The 22,985-nt window shown below is 63.8% G+C and carries 26 protein-coding genes and 1 pseudogene; 19 read left to right on the top strand and 8 right to left on the bottom strand.

The features are described from left to right. Position 1 precedes the first annotated feature (1 nt). The 3 genes from B5525_RS37200 to B5525_RS37190 are packed head-to-tail and all read left to right on the top strand — an operon-like array spanning position 2 to position 1,846. Entirely contained in the window at positions 2 to 319 is a 318-nt protein-coding gene (locus B5525_RS37200) for a HigA family addiction module antitoxin (protein ID WP_079570972.1), read from the top strand. Further along, positions 316 to 1,503: an RluA family pseudouridine synthase gene (locus B5525_RS37195; protein WP_079570971.1), complete on the top strand. Its 1,188-nt coding sequence runs from the start codon at positions 316 to 318 to the stop codon at positions 1,501 to 1,503. Before B5525_RS37200 ends, B5525_RS37195 begins: the two co-directional genes overlap by 4 nt. A gap of 40 nt (positions 1,504 to 1,543) precedes the next feature. After that, positions 1,544 to 1,846: a hypothetical protein gene (locus tag B5525_RS37190; protein ID WP_079570969.1), complete on the top strand. Its 303-nt coding sequence runs from the start codon at positions 1,544 to 1,546 to the stop codon at positions 1,844 to 1,846. A gap of 23 nt (positions 1,847 to 1,869) precedes the next feature. On the opposite strand, the gene B5525_RS37185 is transcribed toward B5525_RS37190, so the two are convergent. Further along, positions 1,870 to 2,145 (bottom strand): ATP-dependent Clp protease adaptor ClpS, encoded by a 276-nt coding sequence (locus B5525_RS37185; RefSeq protein WP_079570968.1) that lies wholly within the window; start codon positions 2,143 to 2,145, stop codon positions 1,870 to 1,872. A gap of 61 nt (positions 2,146 to 2,206) precedes the next feature. Beyond that, complete coding sequence (locus B5525_RS37180; protein ID WP_079570967.1) at positions 2,207 to 2,656, bottom strand: hypothetical protein; 450 nt, start codon at positions 2,654 to 2,656, stop codon at positions 2,207 to 2,209. Between the two features lie 80 nt (positions 2,657 to 2,736). Here B5525_RS37180 and B5525_RS37175 point away from each other — a divergent pair, with 80 nt between their 5' ends. The 5 genes from B5525_RS37175 to B5525_RS37155 all read left to right on the top strand — a co-directional run bounded on the left by B5525_RS37175 (position 2,737) and on the right by B5525_RS37155 (position 7,512). Next, a complete protein-coding gene (locus B5525_RS37175) occupies positions 2,737 to 3,522 on the top strand; it encodes an ATP12 family chaperone protein (RefSeq protein WP_079570965.1) in 786 nt (261 codons plus the stop codon). A gap of 59 nt (positions 3,523 to 3,581) precedes the next feature. Further along, on the top strand, positions 3,582 to 5,471 hold the full coding sequence (locus B5525_RS37170) for a flagellar hook-length control protein FliK (RefSeq protein WP_079570964.1): 1,890 nt from the start codon (positions 3,582 to 3,584) through the stop codon (positions 5,469 to 5,471). Further along, positions 5,468 to 5,734, top strand: a complete 267-nt coding sequence (locus B5525_RS37165) for an EscU/YscU/HrcU family type III secretion system export apparatus switch protein (protein ID WP_079570962.1) — start codon at positions 5,468 to 5,470, stop codon at positions 5,732 to 5,734. The genes B5525_RS37170 and B5525_RS37165 overlap by 4 nt, the downstream gene beginning before the upstream one ends. A gap of 208 nt (positions 5,735 to 5,942) precedes the next feature. Next, on the top strand, positions 5,943 to 6,761 hold the full coding sequence (locus tag B5525_RS37160) for a penicillin-binding transpeptidase domain-containing protein (RefSeq protein WP_079574307.1): 819 nt from the start codon (positions 5,943 to 5,945) through the stop codon (positions 6,759 to 6,761). A gap of 97 nt (positions 6,762 to 6,858) precedes the next feature. After that, positions 6,859 to 7,512 carry a carboxymuconolactone decarboxylase family protein gene (locus B5525_RS37155; protein WP_079570961.1) on the top strand — a complete coding sequence of 218 codons (654 nt, stop codon included), beginning with the start codon at positions 6,859 to 6,861 and terminating at the stop codon, positions 7,510 to 7,512. Positions 7,513 to 7,665: 153 nt separating this feature from the next. Here B5525_RS37155 and B5525_RS37150 read toward each other — a convergent pair. Then, positions 7,666 to 8,077 (bottom strand): annotated as a pseudogene (locus B5525_RS37150) (DUF4260 domain-containing protein). A 147-nt stretch (positions 8,078 to 8,224) separates the two neighbouring features. Here B5525_RS37150 and B5525_RS37145 point away from each other — a divergent pair. From B5525_RS37145 to B5525_RS37120, 7 genes are all read left to right on the top strand, one after another. Continuing rightward, the gene (locus B5525_RS37145; RefSeq protein WP_079570960.1) at positions 8,225 to 9,757 is read left to right on the top strand and encodes an acyl-CoA carboxylase subunit beta; all 1,533 of its coding nucleotides are present in this window, start codon (positions 8,225 to 8,227) and stop codon (positions 9,755 to 9,757) included. A 56-nt stretch (positions 9,758 to 9,813) separates the two neighbouring features. Then, on the top strand, positions 9,814 to 9,990 hold the full coding sequence (locus tag B5525_RS45655; protein ID WP_172900046.1) for a hypothetical protein: 177 nt from the start codon (positions 9,814 to 9,816) through the stop codon (positions 9,988 to 9,990). Then, entirely contained in the window at positions 9,987 to 10,655 is a 669-nt protein-coding gene (locus tag B5525_RS37140; RefSeq protein WP_079570958.1) for a Fic family protein, read from the top strand. Before B5525_RS45655 ends, B5525_RS37140 begins: the two co-directional genes overlap by 4 nt. An 18-nt stretch (positions 10,656 to 10,673) precedes the next feature. Continuing rightward, positions 10,674 to 11,120 (top strand): DUF2214 family protein, encoded by a 447-nt coding sequence (locus B5525_RS37135; protein ID WP_079570957.1) that lies wholly within the window; start codon positions 10,674 to 10,676, stop codon positions 11,118 to 11,120. 135 nt (positions 11,121 to 11,255) lie between these two features. Then, entirely contained in the window at positions 11,256 to 11,570 is a 315-nt protein-coding gene (locus B5525_RS37130; protein WP_079570955.1) for a hypothetical protein, read from the top strand. Between the two features lie 249 nt (positions 11,571 to 11,819). Beyond that, entirely contained in the window at positions 11,820 to 12,155 is a 336-nt protein-coding gene (locus B5525_RS37125; protein WP_079570953.1) for a twin-arginine translocation signal domain-containing protein, read from the top strand. Positions 12,156 to 12,243: 88 nt separating this feature from the next. Beyond that, a complete protein-coding gene (locus tag B5525_RS37120) occupies positions 12,244 to 12,483 on the top strand; it encodes a GCG_CRPN prefix-to-repeats domain-containing protein (protein ID WP_079570952.1) in 240 nt (79 codons plus the stop codon). Positions 12,484 to 12,601: 118 nt separating this feature from the next. Here B5525_RS37120 and B5525_RS37115 read toward each other — a convergent pair whose 3' ends face one another. The 3 genes from B5525_RS37115 to B5525_RS37105 form a co-directional block, all read right to left on the bottom strand. Beyond that, positions 12,602 to 12,847: a GCG_CRPN prefix-to-repeats domain-containing protein gene (locus B5525_RS37115; protein WP_079574305.1), complete on the bottom strand. Its 246-nt coding sequence runs from the start codon at positions 12,845 to 12,847 to the stop codon at positions 12,602 to 12,604. A gap of 156 nt (positions 12,848 to 13,003) precedes the next feature. Next, on the bottom strand, positions 13,004 to 14,017 hold the full coding sequence (locus B5525_RS37110) for an alpha/beta fold hydrolase (RefSeq protein ID WP_079570950.1): 1,014 nt from the start codon (positions 14,015 to 14,017) through the stop codon (positions 13,004 to 13,006). Between the two features lie 136 nt (positions 14,018 to 14,153). Then, entirely contained in the window at positions 14,154 to 14,849 is a 696-nt protein-coding gene (locus tag B5525_RS37105; protein ID WP_079570949.1) for an ArsR/SmtB family transcription factor, read from the bottom strand. Between the two features lie 175 nt (positions 14,850 to 15,024). Between B5525_RS37105 and B5525_RS37100 the strand changes: the two genes are divergently transcribed. Together B5525_RS37100 and B5525_RS37095 are read left to right on the top strand one after the other, a co-directional pair. Beyond that, positions 15,025 to 15,333: an NIPSNAP family protein gene (locus B5525_RS37100; RefSeq protein WP_079574303.1), complete on the top strand. Its 309-nt coding sequence runs from the start codon at positions 15,025 to 15,027 to the stop codon at positions 15,331 to 15,333. Positions 15,334 to 15,407: 74 nt separating this feature from the next. Then, positions 15,408 to 16,223, top strand: a complete 816-nt coding sequence (locus tag B5525_RS37095) for an isocitrate lyase/PEP mutase family protein (protein WP_079570947.1) — start codon at positions 15,408 to 15,410, stop codon at positions 16,221 to 16,223. A gap of 64 nt (positions 16,224 to 16,287) precedes the next feature. On the opposite strand, the gene B5525_RS37090 is transcribed toward B5525_RS37095, so the two are convergent. Next, positions 16,288 to 16,713, bottom strand: a complete 426-nt coding sequence (locus B5525_RS37090) for a hypothetical protein (RefSeq protein WP_079570946.1) — start codon at positions 16,711 to 16,713, stop codon at positions 16,288 to 16,290. A gap of 163 nt (positions 16,714 to 16,876) precedes the next feature. Here B5525_RS37090 and B5525_RS37085 point away from each other — a divergent pair, with 163 nt between their 5' ends. Then, entirely contained in the window at positions 16,877 to 17,518 is a 642-nt protein-coding gene (locus tag B5525_RS37085) for a trimeric intracellular cation channel family protein (RefSeq protein ID WP_079570944.1), read from the top strand. A gap of 50 nt (positions 17,519 to 17,568) precedes the next feature. Here the strand turns inward: B5525_RS37085 and B5525_RS37080 are convergent, their stop codons facing one another. Continuing rightward, a complete protein-coding gene (locus tag B5525_RS37080) occupies positions 17,569 to 18,783 on the bottom strand; it encodes a c-type cytochrome (RefSeq protein ID WP_079570943.1) in 1,215 nt (404 codons plus the stop codon). Positions 18,784 to 19,108: 325 nt separating this feature from the next. On the opposite strand from B5525_RS37080, the gene B5525_RS37075 reads away from it, so the two are divergent. Beyond that, the gene (locus B5525_RS37075) at positions 19,109 to 22,600 is read left to right on the top strand and encodes an indolepyruvate ferredoxin oxidoreductase family protein (RefSeq protein WP_079570941.1); all 3,492 of its coding nucleotides are present in this window, start codon (positions 19,109 to 19,111) and stop codon (positions 22,598 to 22,600) included. The last annotated feature ends 385 nt before the right edge of the window (positions 22,601 to 22,985 follow it).

The raw sequence follows: 22,985 nt of genomic DNA, 5'->3' as shown, positions 1-22,985 counted from the left end.
TATGCCCCGCACTCCCATCCATCCCGGCGAGCATCTTGCCGAAGAATTGCGCGAGATTGGCATCACGGCTGCCGAACTCTCGCGCCAAATCGATGTGCCGGTGAATCGTATCACAGGCATCATTCACGGCCAGCGCGGCATCACGGCCGACACGGCGCTGCGTCTTGGGCACTGGTTTGGCACCGCGCCACAGTTCTGGATGAATTTGCAGCAACTCTATGAGTTGCGTCTCGCGGAAAATGAAGTTGGAGCGAAAATTGCGGCACTGCCACGTCGTATAGGCCGGTCGACGCTACGCAAGTCTGGAAAAGCATCATGAGCCGTCGCGTCAAGAGACCCCTGAAAGCCCGGGGCGATCGCCCGAAGGGGGCGCCTCCGTACCGCGGCTCGCAGGCCGAGCGGTTGCACCGGCCGGGCGCCAAGCCCGCGCGCTTTTCCGCCCCGCGCGCGGCGAAGCCGCCGCCTTTCATCGCCGAACCCGAAAAGATCGTCGCCGAGCCGCCGCCGCTGCCGACCAAAGTGCAGACCGTGGTGGTGACGGCGGACGAGAACAACATGCGGGTCGACCGCTTTCTCGAGGCGCGCTTTCCCGGCCTGTCGTTCTCCCACATCCAGCGCATCGTCCGTAAAGGCGAGCTGCGCGTGAACGGCAAGCGCGCCGACAGCAAGGACCGGCTGGAGGAGGGACAGAACGTCCGGATTCCACCGCTCAAGCTCGATGCGCCCAAGGTCGCCGGTGAGCTCTCGGAAGCCGCCAACAAGACGCTTGCCGCGCTCAAGGACATGATCCTGTTCGAAGACGCCGACGTCATGGTGCTGAACAAGCCCGCGGGGCTCGCCGTGCAGGGCGGCTCCGGCATCACGCGAAATGTCGACGATATGCTGGAAGTGATGCGCGATGCCAAGGGACAGAAACCGCGGCTGGTGCACCGGCTCGACAAGGAGACCGCGGGTTGCCTGCTGGTTGCGAAGACCCGCTTTGCCGCGACCGCGCTGACCGGATCGTTCCGCCATCGTTCGGCGCGCAAGATCTACTGGGCGATGGTGGCGGGCGTGCCGAAGCCGAAGCAGGGCCGCATTTCGACCTATCTCGCCAAGGAAGAGAGCGAGGATGACACCATCATGCGCATCGCCGCCCATGGCGACGAAGGCGCGAGCCACGCCGTGACCTATTATGCCGTGGTGGAGACGTCCGCGCAGAAGCTCGCCTGGGTATCGCTGAAGCCGGTCACCGGGCGCACCCATCAGCTGCGCGCGCACATGGCGCATATCGGTCACGCCATCGTCGGCGATCCCAAATATTTCAACAAGGAGAACTGGGAACTGCCGGGCGGCCTGCAGAAACGGCTGCATCTTCTGGCGCGCCGGATCATGATCCCGCATCCGCGCGGCGGCGTCATCGACGTTACCGCGCCGCTGCCGCCGCACATGCTGCAATCGTGGAACCTGCTCGGCCTCGAGGCCGACCGGTTCGACCCGATCGAGAACGCGCCTGAAGAATAATTTAGTTGCGGTCCGGCGGGGGTATCACGACATACCCTGCATGAAACACGCATCGGTCGTCTGCGCGGTGCTTCTGGCGCTCGTTTTCGCAAGCGCGGCCTCCGCGCAGGTCATTCCGCCCGGCGGGTCGCAGTTCAACCCGCCGCTGCCGGCACCGCCACCGCCGCCGAAGATTGAGGTGCCGGTCGTGCCGCAGCTGGACGCGCTGCCGCAGCCGAATTATGCGCCGACACCGGGCCCGTCTTTCGGCGAGCGGATCAGCAAGTGCCTCGACGATGCCGCCGCCAGCGGGCTCGGTCCGAGCGAGCGCTCCAATTATTCACGCAACTGCGCCAATCGATAGGTGCGGGGTCGCGGTATCGGTCATCAGTCTGTTGGGCCGGATCCGACGATGCACCGCAGCGGATAGAGATTCCGACGCGCCAGCTCGGCTACTCGCGCGGCGAGGATAGTGGCCTGTTCGAGTGCGTAGACCCCACATTCGCCGCTTCCAGTCCGATGGATATCGAGTACCAGCTTGAGGGCCTCTTCGCGCGTCTTTCCGAAGACATTCTCGAGCACGTGGACGACGAATTCCATAGTGGTTTCGTCGTCGTTCAACAGCAACACTCTGGCGGTTGCCGGCTCATCCCTGTCACTCATGTTTGTCGAACTCCGCAGTTGGATTGCTTTTCAGTTGGGAGCGCGACGGTTGTTCGCAAGGTCAGTTCCTGTATTGGGCGAGAAACATCCGTAACGAGTCATGCGGGCTCTCGACGTCGGAAATCACCCAGCCGTCGGGACCGTTGACGAGAATGAAATTCATCATCACCGCGCGGCTGTGATTGGTGAAGGCGGCGGCGACATAGGTCTTGTCGTACTGCCGGCGCAGGATCGATATCGCGACCGCACCTAACTTCCAGCTCGAACTCTGGACCAGGAAATCGTAGGGCTCGTTCTTCAGGGCAATCCAGGCTTCGCGCAGGCTCGGATCGAAGAACTGGCGCGCGGTGGCGGAATCGTGCGGCAGTCCCCGGGAGAACTCGGACGATCCCTCGCCGTAATAGGCGTAGACGTTGCGGACCACCGATTCCGGCGAGCGGAATCCGGCCCAAGCGGTCGAGAGGCCGAGACCGGCCAGCAGAATCAGGAGGGCTGCAAGGAACCTTGTCATCGCCGCTACAGCTTTATCTGCGCCTGTTATTGTCATACTCTCGCACATAATGACCGCTGACAGCCAGAAGCCGAAAACGCATGCGTGAATTGTTCGACGAAGTGGCGGGAAAATCGCCGCTCGATCCGGAGGAGTTGGTGCGGCGGGCGACGCGCACGCCGCGGCGCAAGCGCTTTTACGCCCGGGCAAGGGCTGCCGAAGGCAAGGACGGATTTGCCATCACCCTCGACGACAAGCCGATCCGCACGCCTTCCGGCCGCCAGGTGGTAGTACCCAATAAGGAGATCGCCGACGCCATCGTCGCCGAATGGGAGGCGCAGCAGGAGTTCATCGAACCCCTGACCATGCCGCTGACCCGGTTCGCCAACAGTGTGGTCGATGCAGTCGTCGACAGGGTCGAGGCGGTCACCGACGATTTGGCGAAATATTTCCAGTCCGATCTGCTGTTCTATCGTGCCGGCCATCCCGAGGCGCTGGTCGCGCGCGAGGCAGCACTGTGGGATCCCGTGGTGTTCTGGGCGGCCGATACGCTGAGCGCGCATTTCATTCTCGCCGAGGGCATCGTGCATGTCCGCCAGCCCGAAACCGCGGTCGCGGCCGCACGCGCGGCGCTGCCCAAAGATCCCTGGTCGATCGCCGCCCTTTACGTGATCACGACCCTGACCGGCTCGGCGCTGCTCGCTTTGGCGCTTCAGCACGGGGGGGTGGATCCGGATCAGGTCTGGGCCGCCGCCCATGTCGATGAGGACTGGAACAGCGAGAAATGGGGCGTGGACGACGAGGTCGCGGCACGCCGCGCGGCGCGCCTGGTCGATTTCAGGGCCGCCGCCCGTATTGTTGGGGCCCTGAATCCGGTGCTCGGTTAACGCGAGGTTTACGACAGATCGATAGCGTCGGCCGGGCATGACCCGGTGAAGCCAGTCCGATGTCGATCGTTATCACGCCGCTGATTCAGCCCGCCGCCGCGCAAGCCGCGACGCCCGTCGTGCTGCAATCCGGCAGCGTCATCAGCGCCCGGGTTCAGCAGGTTCTGACCAACAACATCGTGCGAATTGCGATCGCCGGACAGTCGATCGACGTGCTCTCGCAGGTGCCGCTGCAGGCCGGCCAGACCCTGCAGCTTGCGGTTTCTCAGGCCAATGACGGCACGGTCAGGCTCGCGGTGGTCAATCCGCAGGATGCCGCTGCGGCCGCTCAAGCCCCGGCGCAGGCCGCCAACGCGGCCGTAACGCCGGATACCGTCACCCTGGCGCCGGGCGCGGTGGCGAGCATCGCCCCGCAGACGACGCCTGCCGTGGCGGCGCCGCAGATCCAGTTGACCGCCCAGGAGACGCTCGCGGTCGCGCTAGCCACCCAGACCGCGGCCACCCAGCAAACCAGCCTTGCGCCGCTGTTTGCCAATCTGGCCGTCGCCTCCGGGCTGGCCGGGCTTCCGCCGCAGCTCCAGCAGGCGGTGGCGCAGGTGCTGGCGCAGCGAACCAGCCTCGATCAAAATCTCACCGGTAACGACATCAAGCAGGCGTTCCAGAGTTCCGGCCTGTTCCTGGAGGCCTCGCTGGCGGCGGGAACGCCGTCGTCGGCGGCCGCCACGCCCGATCTGAAGGCGGCGCTGATCGTGCTGCGCCAGGTGCTGGCGACCTCGCTCAACGGCGCGCAAGCGCCTGCGGCGGTGGTCGCGCCGGGTACGATTCCAGCGGCAACGCTGGTGCTGCAAGGCAGCGCATCCGCTGTAATGGTGGTACCGCAGGGGACGGCCGTAGTCGCGCAACAAGCGACCACGCCGGCCGCAGCGGCGGTGGTGCCGCAGGGCACGGCGGCGGCGCTGGTGATCGAGCAGGGCACGCTGGCCTCCGCGACGGTCGCCGCGCAGCCGGTCACCACGACCCCGGTGCAGGAAACGCCGCTGGCGGCATCGCCGGCGCTTGCCCCGCTGCTTTCGACCGGGACCGTCACATCCGTTACGCTTCAAGGCGCGGCGATGCCGAATGCGGAGGTTGTCTTCAACACCGGCGTCGCCAGCCAGATCATCCTGCCGCCATCGACGCCGGCCGGCGCGGTCGCGCTTGCAGCCGCCAGTAGCGCCGCCCTCAATTTGCTGCAGGAAGCCGTCCAGGCCACGCCGCTGATCCCAATCAATCCGTCGGGGCTCTTGCTCGAAAACAACCAGATGCTGGCGCTGGTGCCGGCGGTGAGCGGCGGTGCTCGGCCCGTCGTCGATGAAGCCGAGATGGCGCACACCAACGTGCCGCCGCCGCCGATCAGCGGTGCGCTGCCGACAGCCCAGCCGGTGTTGCCGGCCACGCTGGTGTCGAATTCGCCGGCGGAATCGGCCATGCACCGGTTGCTCGCCGATACCGACGCCGCGATCGCGCGCCAGACCCTGCTGCAGGTCGCTTCGCTGCCCGGACAGGCCGACCCGGCGACGGGACGGGTCGATCCAGTGGCGCAACGCTGGAATTTCGAAATCCCGTTCGTGACGCCGCAGGGGACGGCGATGGCGCAGTTCGAGATTTCGCGCGACGGCGGCGGCAACGAGGTCGCGGCGGCCAAGCAGGTGTGGCGGGCGCGGTTTTCGCTCGATGTCGAGCCTGCCGGCCCGGTTCACGCGCTGGTGTCGCTGGTCGGCGACCGGACGTCGGTGCGGATGTGGGCGGAACGGCCCGCGACCGCCGCGCAATTGCGCGCCGGCGCCGCGCAGCTCAGCCAGGCACTCTGCAAGGCCGAACTTAAGCCCGGCGATATCGTGATCCGCGACGGCGTGCCGCCGCAACCGGTGCCGGCCCGTGCCGGGCATTTCCTGGATCGCGCGCTATGAGCGTGGAGACACGGAACCAGCTCGCCGTCGCGCTGCATTACAACAGGACCGGCGCGCCGCGGGTCGTCGCCAAGGGCAAGGGCACGATCGGCGCCAAGATCATCGAGGTCGCCAAGGCCCACGACATCCCGATCGAGGAGAACGAGCTCCTGGCTGGCGCGCTCTCCAACGTCGAAATCGGCGACGAAATTCCGGCCGAGCTCTACAAGGCGGTGGCGGAGGTTTTGATCTTCGTGCTGCGGCTGTCGGGGCGAATTCGCTAGAGCATGATCCGGAAAAGTGGGAACCGGTTTTCCCTCGACAAACGCGAAGCGTTTGCTCGGAGATCATGCTCAAATACAAAGCCAGAGTGGGATGACGATTCGAAGAAAAGTCATCCCACTCTGGCGCGTTTTCGCGTTTGTCATCGTTTCACCACGATGTCGTCAGCATCGTCGCCGCCGTCGTCGTTCCCCACATCGGATGCTGTCCATGATCCATCGCCGCTACGCGCTCGGTCTTCTTGCCGCCGCGACCCTGTTGCCGTCGAGAGGCTTTGCCGACGTCGCACCCCAGCGCAGCGAAATTCGCGAAAGCCTCGCCAGGCATTTTCTCGATGTCGGCACGGTCGGCACCTTCGTCGGCTACAAGGTCGACGACTATCTCGTGATCGCCAGCGACAAGAACCGCTCGGGCGAGGCGAAGCTGCCGGCCTCAACCTTCAAGATCCCCAATTCCATCATCGCGCTGGAGACCGGCGTGGTCGCCGATCCCGACAAGGACGTCTTCAAGTGGGACGGCGTCGCAAGACCCATCGAGGCCTGGAACAAGGACCATACCCTGCGCAGCGCGATCGCCGTGTCCGCGGTGCCGGTCTATCAGGAGATCGCGCGGCGCATCGGCGCGGAGCGGATGCAGAAATATCTCGATCTCTTCGAATACGGCAACCGCGACATCGGCGGCGGCATCGACCAGTTCTGGCTGACCGGCAATTTGCGCATCGACCCGGTGCAGCAGGTCGATTTCGTCGACCGGCTGCGGCGCGGCGTTTTGCCGGTGTCGAAGCGCAGCCAGGATCTGGTGCGCGATATCTTGCCGGTCACCAAGGTCGGCGACACCGTCATCCGCGCCAAGAGCGGCCTGCTCGGCGCCGAAATCGGCAAGCCGTCGCTGGGCTGGATGGTGGGCTGGGCCGAGAAGGGCGACGCCCGGACGGTGTTCGCGCTCAACATGGATTGCCTCGAGCCGCGCCATACCGCCGACCGCATGGCGATCACGCAGCAATGCCTCGGCGATATCGGCGCGCTCTGATGGCCGCCGTCTGTTGCGGTGCGGACTGGCGCTGACAACGCGGCTGGATTAGCCTCTCCGGGCTGACAAAAGCCTCAAGAAAAGCCCGGAGGAAATCATGAAATCTGCCATCTGGATGTCGTCGCTCGCCGTTGCCGCAGCCGGCGGCTGGTTCGCCGCCACGATGTTCGCCGCTCCTGCGACCGGCAAGGAGCCCCGTTTTCCGCAACTGACCATGGACCAGCTCAGCGACGCGCAAAAGCCGCTCGGCGAGCAGATCATGAAGGTCTCCAGCGTCGGTCTCGGCGGGCCGTACAATCCGATGATCCGCAGCCCGGTGCTGGGCCAGCGGCTGTACGACCTGTTCTATTATCTGCGCTGGCAGACCTCGGTCCCGACCAAGCTCAACGAGTTTGCGATCCTGGTCATCGGGCGGCAGTGGCGCTCGCAGGTCGAATGGTTCGCGCACGCGCCGCTGGCGGCCAAAGCGGGCCTGTCGGCCGACATCATCGCCGAGCTCAAGGCCGGCAAGCGGCCGTCGAACATGGCCGAGGATGAGGCCGTGGTCTACGACTTCGTCACCGAGCTCACGACCACGCAGAAGGTTTCGGACGAAACCTATGCGCGGGCGAAGAAGGCGTTCAACGATCAACAGATCGTCGACCTGACCGTGGTCGCCGGCAACTACGTGATGGTGGCGATGCTGCTGGCGATGGCGGAGGAGACCGTGCCGCCCGGCAAGGAGGAGCCGTTCAAGGTTGGCGAGAAGTAGGGCGGACGAGGGCTGAAGGAATCAAAATCGCGAGTTCGCCATTGCCTGCGACAAACGCGAAGCGTTCGCGCAAGGCAGCGAAGCGACGAAGCAATCCATTTTGTTTCTGGATTGCTTCGCTTCGCTCGCAATGACGGTTTCCCTTGTCGCGGCCTAGGTCGCGTTCGCATCCTTGCCGATTCGGCCGAGATGCGTGAAGCCAAATCCTGCAACATATTTCAGGCCGTAGCCGAGTGCGCGGTCGATGCCGATATGCGCCAGCCAGATCAGCGCGATCGAGAGCGTCAGCGGCGAGGCCAGCCCGAACCCGGTCGTCATCAGCACCATCGGTGCCATGTAGCTGTGCGGTATTGTAGACGAAGGCGCCGACGCGGGGCCCGGCGAGATAGGCCGCGAAGCTCACATCCGGCACCAGGAACAGCACCGCATAGACCCACCAGGACCCGCCCCAGACCGCGTAGAGCATGGTCATGCCGACAAACAGCGTCAGGCCCTCCAGCCGGAGCAGGGTTCGGCAGCCCCCGGTGGCGGCGCCGGTGGCCTCGGTTGCGGTGGTCTCGTTCATGGATGTCTCCTCGAAAAATAGCCCGGTAACTGTACCCCTTCGAACCGCCATTTGGGCTGCCTTCGGCTGTTGAAAGCCGGTTTCCGGTTCGGAAAATGCCATGTTAGAACCCGGTCAAATCTTTAAGCCAAATGATGGGCGGGGCAGATGAAAGACATCCTTGAAACCCTCGAAGAGCGGCGCGCCGGCGCGCGGCTGGGCGGCGGCGAAAAGCGCATCGAGGCGCAGCACGCCCGCGGCAAGCTGACCGCGCGGGAGCGCATCGAGCTTCTGCTCGACAAGGGCAGTTTCGAGGAATTCGACATGTTCGTCGAACACCGCTCGACCGAATTCGGCATGGAAAAGACAAAAGTGCCGGGCGACGGCGTCGTCACCGGCTGGGGCACCGTCAACGGCCGCAAGACGTTTGTCTTTGCCAAGGATTTTACCGTGTTCGGCGGCTCGCTGTCCGAGACCCACGCACAGAAAATTGTAAAGATCCAGGACATGGCGATGAAGGCGAGGGCGCCGATCATCGGGCTCTACGACGCCGGCGGCGCGCGCATCCAGGAAGGTGTCGCCGCACTCGCCGGCTATTCCTATGTGTTTCGCCGCAACGTCATCGCATCGGGCGTGATCCCGCAGATTTCCGTCATCATGGGTCCCTGCGCCGGCGGCGATGTCTATTCGCCCGCGATGACCGATTTTATCTTCATGGTCAAAAACACCAGCTACATGTTCGTCACCGGGCCCGACGTCGTCAAGACCGTCACCAACGAGGTGGTGACGGCGGAAGAGCTCGGGGGCGCCTCGGTGCACGCCACGCGCTCCTCGATCGCCGATGGCGCGTTCGAGAACGACGTCGAGACGCTGTTGCAGATGCGCCGGCTGATCGACTTCCTGCCCTCCAACAACACCGACGGCGTGCCGGAATGGCCGAGCTTCGACGACATCGGCCGCGTCGACATGTCGCTGGATACGCTGATCCCCGACCATCCGAACAAGCCCTACGACATGAAGGAACTGATCATCAAGGTGGTGGACGAGGGCGACTTCTTCGAAATCTCCGAAGCGTTTGCGAAAAACATCGTCACCGGTTTCGGCCGCATCGGCGGACGCACCGTGGGTTTTGTTGCCAACCAGCCGATGGTGCTGGCCGGCGTGCTCGATTCTGACGCCTCGCGGAAGGCCGCGCGCTTTGTGCGGTTTTGCGACGCCTTCAACATTCCCATTGTTACATTTGTCGATGTTCCCGGATTCCTGCCCGGCACCGCCCAGGAATATGGCGGCCTGATCAAACATGGTGCAAAACTGCTGTTCGCCTATTCGCAGTGCACGGTGCCACTGGTAACCGTCATCACCCGCAAGGCCTATGGCGGCGCGTTCGACGTGATGGCGTCAAAGGAAATCGGCGCCGACATGAACTACGCCTGGCCGACGGCGCAGATCGCCGTGATGGGCGCCAAGGGTGCGGTGGAGATCATCTTCCGCAGCGACATCGGCGATTCCGATAAGATCGCGGCCCGCACCAAGGAGTACGAAGACCGGTTCCTGTCGCCCTTCATCGCCGCCGAGCGCGGCTATATCGACGACGTCATCATGCCGCACTCGACCCGGCGCCGCATCGCGCGGGCGCTGGCGATGCTGAAGGACAAGCATGTCGAGATGCCGATGAAGAAGCACGATAATTTGCCGTTGTAGGTAAAATTGAACAAGACATAATGGCATCCCTAGACAGACTCGACTATATTGTCCCCATGACCGACGCCCTCAAAAAACTTCTTGAAGCTGCCAAGACTGCCAAGCCGACGCCGGAACAGCAGGAGCAGCAACGGCGAAGCTTCGTCTACGGCAATACGCATTTCGAGAACGAGCTGATTACGCGGGAAATGATCGACCGCGAGGCCGAGAAGCTGGCCAAGGATGAAAAATGACAGGTGACGAGCGCAACCGGCGAGATAGCCGAGCGCTCGAGCCTGAGTTGATCGTTGACCCTCAAGCAAAGGCCGTCGCCGAAGCCAGGAACGGGTTTCGACAATACGATGCGGCGATCGGCGCAATCCATAGTGCACTGGAGCGGGGTTCGTTCAAGCTGCGTCCCTCGCTCATTCTTGGTTTACAACGGGAAGCGCTTGCCGGAATCAGCTCCTATGCTGGGAATTATCGTCCCGGCGGCGTCGCGATTGAAGGCAGCAAGCACGAACCGGTCGGCGCACATTTGGTGCCGGAACTGGTCGAGGACATGTGCGATTACGTCAACGATCATTGGGAAGGCAGCACGCCGATACATCTTGCGGCTTACGTGATGTGGCGACTGAACTGGATTCATCCGTTTGCGGATGGCAACGGGCGCACCTCCCGCATCGCATCCTATGTCGTGCTGTCAATCCGCGCAGGTTCGATCTTGCCGGGTACTCCCACTATTCCGGATCAAATTGTTGACAACCGTAAGCCCTATTTCGACGCCCTGGATGCCGCAGATTTGGCCTTCCACGACGGAAGGATCGACGTTTCAAGGATGGAAGAGCTTTTGGGTTCTCTACTCGCAAACCAGCTTGCTCAGTTCTACAAATCTGTCGGTGGCAAACTGCCAGGCTAGCTGACCGGAGCCCGCGCCATGTCCACGCTGTTCGCCTTCCTCCACCACGTCTGCGCCTTCACGTTGGTGGCAGCGGTGGCCATCGAGTTGACGCTGATCCGGCAGGAACTGACGCTTGCCTCGGCGCGGCGGCTGCAGGTCACGGACCTCGTGCTTGGGATCGCCGCGGGTGCGCTGCTGGTGATCGGGCTGTTGCGGGTGTTCTTCTTCGAGAAGGGCGCGAGCTATTATTTTCACAGCCACGCCTTTCTCGGGAAACTCTCGCTGTTCGTCGTGATCGGACTATTGTCGATCATTCCGACCAGGGAATTCCTGTCGTGGCGCGGGGCGCTGACGGCGGGGCGGGTCCCGGTGATCGGCGCCAGGAAGCTCAGACTGGTGACCGGGATTATCCACGGCGAGCTGTTTGCGATCGTCATCATCCTGCTGTGTGCCGCCATCATGGCGCGGGGCGGATGGGTGTAGCCTTCCTTTCGTCATTCCGGGGCGCGCGTGAGCGCGAACCCGGAATCTCGACGTTACAATCTCCAGATTCCGGGTTCATCGCTGACGTGATGCCCCGGAATGACGACTGGAAAAAACGCACCGGGAGAAACGCCAATGCCTTCAGCCTATTTCGTCGTCCGCGCCACCGTTGCCGATCCCGCCAAACGCGGGGCGTTCGATGAATGGTACAGAACCGAACATCTGCCCGACGCCGCAAAGGCGTTTGGCGTCAGCACCGCGCGGCGGTTCTGGAGTCTGTCGGATCCCTCGCTGCATGTGGCGATGTACGAATTCGCCGATCAGGCCGCGCTCGATCGCGCCATGGGCGGCGGCGCATTGAAGACGCTGGTCGCCGAGTTCGACCGCTGCTGGCCCGAGGTGACGCGCACGCGCGAGTTGCTGGTGCTGGCGGAGGAATTCGCGGCCTGATGGCGCACAACAGGTCTCAGCGTCGTCCCGGCGAAGGCCGGACCTATACGCCGTGTCCTCTCGTTATGGCGCTGTGGCAATTGCCCTTGCTGACAACTGACATCGGTGGTTATGGGTCCCGGCGTTCGCCGGGACGACGATAGATCTGTACGGATGCCTGTACCTGAACGCGCAATTCAGCGGCTATTCATCTCGACGCATTCAAACTCTCCCCGCATCACTCGCCATTACCGTGAACAGGGAGATGTCATGGAACGCCGCCACTTTTTGCAGCTCGCCGTTGGATTTGCCGCCGGAGCCGCCGCGCTGACCGCGGGCGCGCAGGCCGCGCCGCTGTCGCCGCATCCGCTTGGCCTAGATGAACGGCTGCCGTCAGCGAATCAGGATATTCATTCCGCCGTCACGACCGAGGCTGAGGTCGAGCATCTCAAGCCCGAACAGGTCCGCTGGGGACACGGGCACGGGCATCACTGGGGCTGGCACCGCCGCCACTGGGGCTGGCACCGCCGCCACTGGGGTTGGCGCCACCGTCATTGGGGCTGGCGTCGCCGGCACTGGCGCCGCTGGCAGCGCCGTCACTGGTGACATGCCTTTATCAGTACCGGACTGTCACCTTCTTTGCGTCAGGTTAGCAACTGCCGCGCAGCGGCAAAATTGGGAGGAAGGAAGGACTATGAAGATACTCGTCGCTTCTGCGTTTGCCATTTGCCTCAGCCTTGCGGCGGTCTCCGGGTCGCGGGCCATGCCGCTGGCCCCGCTCGATCAGGCTGCGTCGGTCGACATCATCCGCGTCGCCGGCGGCTGCGGACCCGGCTGGCACCGGGGTCCCTATGGCGGATGCCGCCCGATGTATAATTGCCCGCCCGGCTGGCATTCCGGCCCGTTCGGCCGGCGCTGCTTCCGCAACTGGTAAGGATCGAGAAAAGGGCGGGAGTTTTCCCGCCCTTTTGTTTTGGTCTGCGCGTTTCAGGGCGGATAAACAAAACCCCGCATGATGCGGGGTTTTGCCGTCATTGACGATGATCCCGCGTTCAAAGCGGGCGGCAGCGCCCATAGCGCCAGCTGAAGCCGACGGGACAGATGCGCCCGCGGGGCACCACCACGACCGGCCGCTCGACCACCACCGCGCCGGGTGCCACGACCACCGCGCCGCCATTGGGACGGCAGCCGCCATAGGGGCCGCGGTGGAAGCCGAGGCCGCAGCCGCCGGCGGCGTTGGCAGCGCCGAAGCTCGCGAAGGTGCTGGCTACGACGACTGCTGCGAAAAAATATTTCATGTCTTCTCCCTGCCTGGGGCCGCGGTGCGGCGTTTCACATTGATCCAGATACAATTCGACCCGTTAATTATCGGCCACGTCGAATTGCGGGGAACCTAGTCACGACGACCTGAACGCGGAGTGAATGCAACCTGCGCCGAACTTGCAGCGAGCTCGCTAGCGGGAGCCGAGAAACGCCAGCATCAGCTCGTTGAATTTTTGCGGCGCATCGAGAAACACCAGATGCCCGGCATTGGCGATCACCTCGGCGCGCGCATTGGGCATCTTTGTTGCGAGCGCCTTGGCGAGCTCGGCGTTCTGTCCCATCTTCGGCCGCAGCGCCTCCGGCGCGTTCGGCCTCCCCGGCGCGTTGTGATCGTCGGCGCCCATGATGAACAGCGTGGGCTCGGTGATCTCAGGGATTTCGTGGACGACCGGCTCGCGATAGATCATCTGCGCGGACGAGACGAAGGCACGCAGCCAGCGCGGATATTCGCCGCTGCCCTTGATGTTGAAGCGGGCATCGATGAACGGGGTCACCTGGTCCGGCGGCAATCTGAGGGAATAGTTGGTCTCGAGCTGCTTGCGGTAGCCTTCCGCGGTCAGTCTGTCCTCGTTTTCAACGATCTTTTCGGTCGGCGTCGGCGGCACATAGAGCCGGTAGTCCTCAAGCCCGATCGGCGCCACCAGCAACAAATGCGCGACGCGGTCGGGAAAGGCGCGCGCGATCCGCACGCCCAGCATGCCGCCGAGCGAATGCGCGACGATATCGGCTTTCGCGATTTGCAGATGATCGAGCAGGGCGACGGTGTTGCGCGCCAGCGTGTCGAAATGCAGCTCGCCCGTTGGCTTCGAGGATTTGCCGAAGCCGATCTGGTCCGGCACGATCACGCGATAGCCGGCCTCGCTGAGCGTCTTGATGACCGGCGCCCAATAGCTCGACGGGAAATTACGGCCGTGCAGCAGCACCACCACGCGGCCGTTCGGCTGCGCCGGCGCCACGTCCATATAGGCCATCCGCAACTGTTCGCCGTCATTGGTGAGCGGCAGGAGATTGACGGGGTAGGGATAGGCAAAACCTTCGAGGTCGATGCCGTAGGGCTCGCGTGGGGCAGGTTCCGCGGCGGAGGCGGCGATGGATGGCTGGATGAAAAGGAGGGCGGCAGAGATCGCGCAGAAAATTCGTTGCATTGGACAGGTCCGGCTTGAGTCGTCGTGCCCGGGCTTGTCCCGGGCATCCACGTCTGACGGCATAGCAGCAAAGCAAGGCGCGGATGGCCGGAACAAGCCCGGCCATGACGACAATGTGATGAGGGAGGTTCGCCCGCTATTCGTGATCGCCGAACAGCGCCTCGAAACGCTTCTCGCCGCTGCGGCTGAAATTAATGACGCGGCTGCCGGGGGTGGCGTCGCGCGCGGCCCATTTGAGTTCGGTGAACCGGGTCATGATCGCGGCCCCCAGCGTGCCCGCCAGATGATGGCGCCGCTCGCTCCAGTCGAGACAGGCCTTGCACACCGGGCGCCGCGGATGGGCCAGCGTGTCTGCCGATATCTGCAGGGAGCTTTCCAGAAACCGTTCGCCCTCGGCGGTCAGTTCGATGTCCTGCTTTTTCTGGCGCACCAGCCGCTGTCTTTTCAGGCTGTCGAGCATCTGCACGCCGAGATCGCCGGCCAGATGATCGTAGCAGATCCGCGCGCGGCGCAAGGCCGGGTCTTTCGGCCCGGTGCGCACGCGCATGTGACCGGCGCGCGCGGCCAGTCCCGCAAGGCCTTCGAGCACGCCGGCGACATCAGCATCGCTGAGCCGGTAATAGCGGTGGCGCCCCTGTTTTTCCAGCTCGACCAGCCCGCCGGCCTCGAGCTTGGAAAGGTGCGAACTCGCGGTCTGCGGCGTGACGCCGGCCTGGTGCGCGAGTTCGCTCGCGGTCAGCGCGCGGCCGGTCATCAGCGCGGTGAGCATGTTGGCGCGCGCGGGGTCGCCGACCAGCGAGGCGACCATGGCGATATCCGGACCTGCTTTCATGCTTCGATGATAGCCGAAGCATCGACGTCGTCAAGTGGGTATTCTCGCGTTCGACTCCAGTGTGAAGGGTCCGTCATTGCGAGCGCAGCGAAGCAATCCATGGAGCAGCAAGAAAGAAAGCTGGATTGCTTCGCTGCGCTCGCAATGACGAGAGTAAGAAACTTTGGAGGTTCCATTGATGATTACCGTTTTCATCCGCTACCAGATCGATCCGTTCAAGCGCACGCTGTTCGAGGAATATTCGAAACGCTGGCTTGCCATCATCCCCCGATGCGGCGGCGACCTTCACGGCTACTGGATGCCGCATGAAGGCACCAACAACATCGCCTTCGCGCTGATTTCCTTTGAAAATCTAGCGGCCTATGAAAATTATCGCGCAAGGCTTCGCACCGACGAGGAAGGCATGGCCAATTTCGCATTTGCCGAGGAGAACAAATTCATCCTCGCGGAGGAACGCAGCTTCCTGCGCAAGGTGGTCGCCTGATACGGCCGCGCACTGGCGCCGAAAGACCGGTGCGGTTATTGTCGCGCCAACAAGGAACCGAAAGGGGAGAGACCATGCCGCTGACGACCGCAGAAAAACGCGCGACATTCCGCAAGCTGCACGGGTCGGGATGTTTCGTGATCCCGAATCCCTGGGACATCGGCAGTGCGCAGGCGCTGCAGCACATGGGCTTCAAGGCGCTCGCCTCCACCAGCGCCGGCTTTGCCTGGTCGATCGGCAAGGCGGACAACCGCGTCACGCTCGATGAGGTCTGCGCGCATCTCACCGCGCTGTGCAGTGCTACCGATCTGCCCGTCAATGCCGACTTCGAGAGCGGCTTTGCGCAAGAGCCGGAGCAGGTCGGCGCAAATGTCGCGCGCGCGGTCAGGACCGGAATCGCCGGATTGTCGATCGAGGATTCCACCGGCGACAAGGACAAACCGCTGTACGAGCGCGCCCTGGGAATCGAACGCATCAAGGCGGCGCGGGCCGCGATCGATGCCGACACCAGCGGCGTGCTGCTGGTCGGCCGCTGCGAAGGATTTTTGGTCGGGCAGGCGGATCTCGCCATGGTGATCGACCGGCTGCAGGCCTATGCGGAGGCCGGCGCCGATTGCCTGTACGCGCCGGGCATCCGTACCAAAGAGCAGATCTCGGCGGTCGTGAAGGCGGTGGATCCGAAGCCGGTCAATCTCCTGCTGGGATGGCCCGGCCTCTCGGTCGCGGAAGCCGCCGAACTCGGCGTTCGCCGCATCAGCGTCGGCGGCTCGCTGGCGCGCGCCGCCTGGGGCGGTTTTATGCGCGCGGCGCAGGAGATCGCTGAGAAGGGGACTTTCACCGAACTAGGCAATGGCTATGCCGGCGGCGAGTTGAACAAGATGTTTGGCTGACAAAAGGAAGCAGCGGGCCGGCTGTGCCCGCTGCGTTCGATCACTTCCTCACAAACTTCCGGCGTTACTTGGCCGGCGCGCTGCCGGTTGGCGGATTGCCGGAGCGATTCACGTCGGTGCCCGTCGGGGCGGAAGCCGGCGGCGTCTGCGGCCGCGCCGGAGCCGCACCGGTCGTCACGCCCTGATCAGTGTTGGCGCGCGGCGTCACGTCACGCATGCCCGGAGGGGCGGCGGGCGGCGAGGAGGGCGTGTTCTGCGCCGTCGACGACGTGCCGGCCTGGTTGATGCTCGAATTGTTCAGGCCGTAAAAGACCGCGCCAAGGATCACAGCGACGGCGACCGCGAACATCGCGATCCTGCCCGTGCTGGCCCGGCCCTCGGCCAGTTCAGGATCCACCTGCAGTTCATTGTCGAGACGCTGCGCGCGGCGAAACTCATCGTCGGCGCGATTGGTGCGATAGGGATCGTCCGAATTGCGTTCGTAGGCCATGATTGGGTTCCTCCAATGCGGGAAGACAACCCGCCGGCACCCATGCGGGTTCCGGGAACATGATCTCTTTCTCGTCCCGCAAACTGCGACCGTTGCCCCACTTTCATTCTGTTCAGAAGGGAACCCCCGGCGTAGATTGCAGAATCTGTTCCTTGGGGTTGCGATGTGGGGCCTGCTTCCGAGCGTTAATGTCTTGTACCTGCTGTCGCTGGTGGCGCTCGCCGCGCAGGCGATGACGGCGGCGCTGGCTGCGGGAAAGCGCAGCATGGACTGGGTAGGCGTATGCATGCTCGGCTGCATCACCGCGCTGGGCGGCGGAACGATCCGCGATGTCCTGCTCGGGCATTATCCGCTGGTCTGGGTGCAAAACCCTTCTTATCTCGCGCTGACGGCCATTGCGGCCTTGGTGACCGTCCTGATCGCGCGCGCGGTGCATCGCCTGTCTCTCGCGTTTCTCGTGCTCGACGCGATCGGCCTCGTGGTCTTCACCATGGCCGGCTGCGACGTCGCCTGGCAAACCGGTGCGTCGCTGCCGATCGTGATCGTGTCGGGGATGATCACCGGGTGCGCCGGAGGCGTGCTGCGCGACATCCTCTGCAACGACGTGCCGCTGTTGTTTCGCTCCGAACTCTACGCCAGCGTTTCCGTGGTCACCGGGCTGTTCTACGCCACCGCCTTCGGCCTCAAACTGAATGACGAAGCCTGGACGATCCTGACCTTCGTGCTCGGCCTGTCGTTTCGACTGTTGGCGATCCGCTACAAGTGGGAAATGCCGAAATTTGTCTTCAACGAGGATCGCCGTTGAGCGATTTCCGGGCCTGATTATTCGTGTGAAACAGCAATGTTCGCATGGCTCTATCGCTCTTTCCTCGCCTTTGCGACCTGCGCCGGGCTGACCAGCGGCGCGGCGTTGCCCCAGGAATTGCGGATATAATTGGTGACGTCGGCGATCTCCTGATCCGACCATTGCCTGGCATATCCCGGCATCGAGCCTTTGTTGGGCGCACGCGGTGTCGTCACTGTCTGCGCGCCGTCGAGGATGATGCGAAGCGTGCTGGCGGGGTCGGCGGACTGCAAATTGGCGTTGCCGGGCAGCGGCGGATAGATGCGCGGCGCGCCGCTGCCGTCGGCTTCATGGCAGGCGACGCAGGCGCGGTCGTAGAGCGCCTTGCCCGCGGCCATCTCCGCCGGCGCCGGCGGCGGCGGGGAGACTGCCGGCTCCGGTTCGCCGGCTGGCAGATCCTTCAGATACACCGCGATGGCGCGAATATCTGCGTCGCTCATTTGGGAGGTCGAGTTCACCACGACGCCTGCCATCGGCCCGTTGACGTGACTCTTGCCGTTGCGACCGCTTGCGAGGTACTCGACGATGTCGTCGACACTCCAGGATTTCAGCCCGCTGCGTTCGGCGCCATCGAGGCGTGGTGCGAACCAGCCGCCGACCGTTCGTCCGCCAAAGGCTTGGCTCTGCCTGGCGGCGCCGAAGAGGTTCTTGGGCGTGTGACATGCGCCGCAATGCGCGGCGGCGGTGACCAGATAGCCGCCGCGATTCCATTCCGCGCTTTTCTGCTGGTTCGGCTCGAATATTCCGGGCCGGAAGAAAAAGTAATTCCAGGCCCGCATCAGCACGCGATAATTCAGCGGCCAGTGTAGTTGCGACGGCGGCAGCGTCGTGCGGACAGGCGCAAGCGTCGCGAGATAGGTGCGGATCGCCGTTAGATCCTGGCGGGTCAGTTTCGTGAAATATGGGTAGGGGAAAGCCGGGTAGTAGTGCGAGCCGTCGGGCGCCATTCCGTAGCGGAAGGCGCGGACGAAATCGTCGTCGCTCCAGGCGCCCAATCCGGTTTCACGGTCCGGCGTCAGGTTCGGCGAGTAGATCGCGCCGAACGGGGTGTCGATGCGTTTTCCCCCCGCGAGGGGTTTTGCCGGGTCGGCAGTGTGGCAACCCCCGCAATCGCCGGCAATGGTCAGCGCCTTGCCGCGCGCAAGAGTTTCCGCCAAGGGTTCGGTCTCTGCCTGGGCAGCGCTGAATGCGGTGCACAAAAGCAGCGTCGCGAGAATCACCCGCATGGCGTGGCGTCGTCCCTGCACCATTTTCGCTCCTGTCGGCGGCAGTATAGCGCGAAACGAAGAGGGCGGCACGTCAGGTCGTTTCGCCGTTACCGCCCGCGGCGACACAAAGCGAAAAACGGGCCAGCCTTTCTGGGCACGAAATTGCGAACCGGGGGCGCAGGACTCCCTTGCCGAGATTTGTGATGTGCGGGCAGCGATAATCGACATAAAGTGACAAAGTTCGGATTTGGGACCAGGCCCTTAGCCTTGTTCTGATGAGTCGAATGGCTACGTAATATAGCCGGTCACGGCCAATGCCTCGCGAGGGCGTGAAGAGGGTGGAATGGGAATCAACCAGGGTCCGATCAGTCTCGACCAGAAATACACGCAAGGGTCAGGCCACGTTTTCCTGACCGGGATCCAGGCGCTGGTTCGCCTCCCAATGGCCCAGATCCGGCGCGACCGCGCCAACGGCCTCAACACCGCGGGTTTCATCAGCGGCTATCGCGGCTCGCCACTTGGCGGTTACGACCAGCAACTGTTCGCGGCCCGCAAACACCTCGAACAATACAACGTCAAATTCCAGCCCGGCGTGAACGAAGACCTGGCTGCCACCGCGATCTGGGGCTCGCAGCAGCTCAACCTGTCGCCCGGCGCCAAACACGATGGGGTGGTCGGGATCTGGTACGGCAAGGGCCCCGGCGTCGATCGCTGCGGCGACGTGTTCCGCCATGGCAATGCCGCGGGCTCGGCAAAGAACGGCGGCGTGCTGTGCCTTGCCGGCGACGACCACGGCGCGAAATCCTCCACCGTGCCGCATCAGTCGGACCACGCGTTCATTTCGGCGCTGATGCCCTACCTTTACCCCTCCAGCATCCACGAAATGATCGAGATGGGGCTTCTGGGCATCGCGATGTCGCGCTATTCCGGCTGCTGGGTCGGCATGAAGGTGATCACCGAAACCGTGGAGACCACGGCGGAGGTCGATCTCACCGACGAGATGAAGCCCTTCATCATCCCGACCGATTTCGAGATGCCGCCGGGCGGGCTCAATCTGCGCTGGCCCGATGACCGCTTTGACCAGGACCGCCGCCTGCAGGATTACAAGGGCTTCGCTGCGATCGCCTTTGCCCGCGCCAACAAGGTCAACCGCATCACCATGGATTCGCCGAACGCGCGCTTCGGCATCATGGCCTCCGGCAAGAGCTATGAGGACATTCGCCAGGCGCTGCGCGAACTCGATGTGACGCCGGAAGTCGCCGCCAAGATTGGCCTGCGGCTTTACAAGATCGGCATGCCGTGGCCGCTGGAGCCGCAAGGCGTGCGCGAATTCGCGGTCGGCCTCGAAGAGATCATGATCATCGAGGAACGCCGCGAGATCGTCGAAAACCAGGTGAAGCAGGAACTATTCAACTGGCGCGACGACGTCCGTCCGCGCATCGTCGGCAAGATGGATGAGCACGACAAGCGCTTCCTGCCCTTTGCCGAGGAGCTCAGCGTCGCGTCGCTGGCGAGCTCGCTGACCGAGCGGCTGTTGCGGCTCAATCTCAATCCCGAAATCGCAGCGATGCTGCGCGCCAAGGCCGACTGGTTCAATGGCCGCCAGGCCACCCAGATGCAGGCGGTGGCGCCGGTCACCCGCACGCCGTATTTCTGCTCCGGCTGTCCGCACAACACCTCGACCAAGGTGCCCGAAGGCAGCCGCGCCTTTGCCGGCATCGGCTGCCATTTCATGGCGCTGTGGATGGATCGCAGCACCGAAACGTTTACCCATATGGGCGGCGAGGGCGTGCCGTGGGTCGGTGTCGCGCCCTTCACCAGGGAAGAACACGTGTTCGCCAATCTCGGCGACGGCACCTATTTCCACTCGGGAAGCCTTGCGATCCGCCAGGCGGTCGCCTCCAAGGCCAACATCACCTACAAGATCCTCTACAACGACGCCACCGCGATGACCGGTGGCCAGCATGTCGACGGCGAATTGTCGCCGCAGCAGATCACCTTCCAGCTGCACTCCGAAGGCATCCGCGATATTTATCTGGTATCGGAAAATCCCGACGCCTATCCGGCTTCCGAGATCGCGCCCGGCACCAAGACTGCGCACCGCGACCAGCTCGACGAGGTCCAGAAGACGCTGCGCCAGGTCAAGGGCGCCTCGGCCATCGTGTTCGTGCAGACCTGTGCTGCCGAAAAGCGCCGCCGCCGCAAGCGGGGAACGCTGGAGGATCCGCAGCGCCGCGTCTTCATCAATTCGGCGGTCTGCGAAGGCTGCGGCGACTGCTCCGTGCAGTCGAACTGCATCTCGGTCGAGCCGCTGGAGACCGAGATGGGCCGCAAGCGCGCCATCAATCAATCGACGTGCAACAAGGACTATTCCTGCGTCAAGGGATTCTGCCCGTCCTTCGTCACCATCGACGGCGGCAAGCTGCGCCGCCGCGCGCCGGCCGATCTCGGCAATATCGACGAGCTGCCGGAACCGGCCACAAAACCCTCGCTGGAGCGGTCCTACAACGTCGCGGTCGGCGGCGTCGGCGGCACCGGCGTCTTGACCATCGGCGCGCTGCTCGGCATGGCCGCGCATATCGAAGGCAAGGCCAGCATGATCCTGGACATGTCGGGGCTGGCGCAGAAGGGCGGCGCGGTGCTGAGCCATGTGCGCCTGTCCGAGCATACCGCCGACGTCACCTGTTCGCGGATCGTCACCGGCACCGCCGATCTCGTGATCGCCGCCGACGAGGTGGTGGCCGCGGCCAAGGAGACCATGACGCTGTGCGAATCCGGCCGCACCTATGGCGTCATCAACAGCCACGTGATCCCGACCGCCGATTTCATCCTCAACCGCGATTTCAATTTCCAGAGCGGCAAGGTCAATCATGTACTGGAAACCGCGTTGCGCAAGGATTCCTCGTTCCTCGATTTCACCAAGCCGGCCGAAACCCTGCTCGGCGATTCCATCGCCACCAACATGATGATGATGGGCTATGCCTATCAGAAGGGATTGCTGCCGCTGTCGGCGGCCTCAATCGAGCAGGCGATCGAGGTCAACGGCGTCGCGATCAAGATGAACACGCAGGCGTTCCGGCTCGGGCGCCTGGCCGCGGCCGATCCGGCGCGCATCGTTGCGATGATGAAAGGCCAGGACGACACGGTCGCGCCGAAGACGCTGGAGGCGATGTCGCTCGACGAGATCATCGCCCACCGCAGCGCGCTGCTGACGGATTACCAGGACAAGAAGCTTGCCGAGCGCTACCGCAAGCTGGTGACGCAGGTGCGCGACGCGGCGCTGAACGGCGGCTTCGGCGAGGAACTGCCGCGGGCGGTCGCGATCAATTATGTAAAACTGCTCGCCTACAAGGACGAGTACGAGGTAGCGCGGCTCTACACCGACGGCCGCTTCGAAAAGCAGATCCGCGACCAGTTCGACGGCGACTTCAAGATCAAGTTCAATCTGGCGCCGCCGATCATGGGCGGCGGCAAGGACGCGCTGGGACGGCCGAAGAAGCGCGCGTTCGGTCCCTGGATGATGCCGGTGTTCCGGCTGCTGGCGAAGCTGCGCCATCTGCGCGGCACGGCGTTCGACATCTTCGGTCAAAGCCCCGACCGCCGGCTCGAACGCGACCTGATCGCTGGTTACGAAAAGGACGTCGCCCACGTGCTGAGCGTGCTGTCGCCACTGACCTTGGACACCGCGATCGAGATTCTCTCGCTGCCCGACCGCATCCGCGGCTATGGGCCGGTGAAGGAGAAGTCGGTGCAGGACGCCAAGGCCCGCTACGCGCAGCTGGCGAAAGACCTCGCCAACCCGCCGCCGGCCCCGCGCCAGATCGCGGCGGAGTAATCTCGGACCCGACGGTGAGAATCCGCAAATTTATCTTCGACCTTATCGTGAGAGGTTGTGAATGTATCTCCGCCCTCATCCTGAGGAGCTTGCGAAGCAAGCGTCTCGAAGGATGGCAGCAAGCACCGCCGCTGCATCCATCCTTCGAGACGCGTCGCTTGCGCGATGCTCCTCAGGATGAGGTCGGTATTTGCTGAGGCTGTGTGTGCGGCGACAGTGCGTTCGGTAAGTGCAACTGTCATCCTCCGCAAAGATCGGGCGTCCAGTATTCCAGAGACGTGCGCGGTGAATCTAGGCGCGGCACAGCGTGCCAGGGCGCGCGCTCATTAGGGGCGCGTACTCATCATCGAGATTGATTGGTGCGGCTTTATCGATGTCTGCCTTT

Origin of the sequence: Bradyrhizobium erythrophlei, assembly GCF_900129505.1 — a bacterium.
Lineage (GTDB): Bacteria > Pseudomonadota > Alphaproteobacteria > Rhizobiales > Xanthobacteraceae > Bradyrhizobium > Bradyrhizobium erythrophlei_D.
This window is presented reverse-complemented; position numbering and strand designations above follow the sequence as displayed.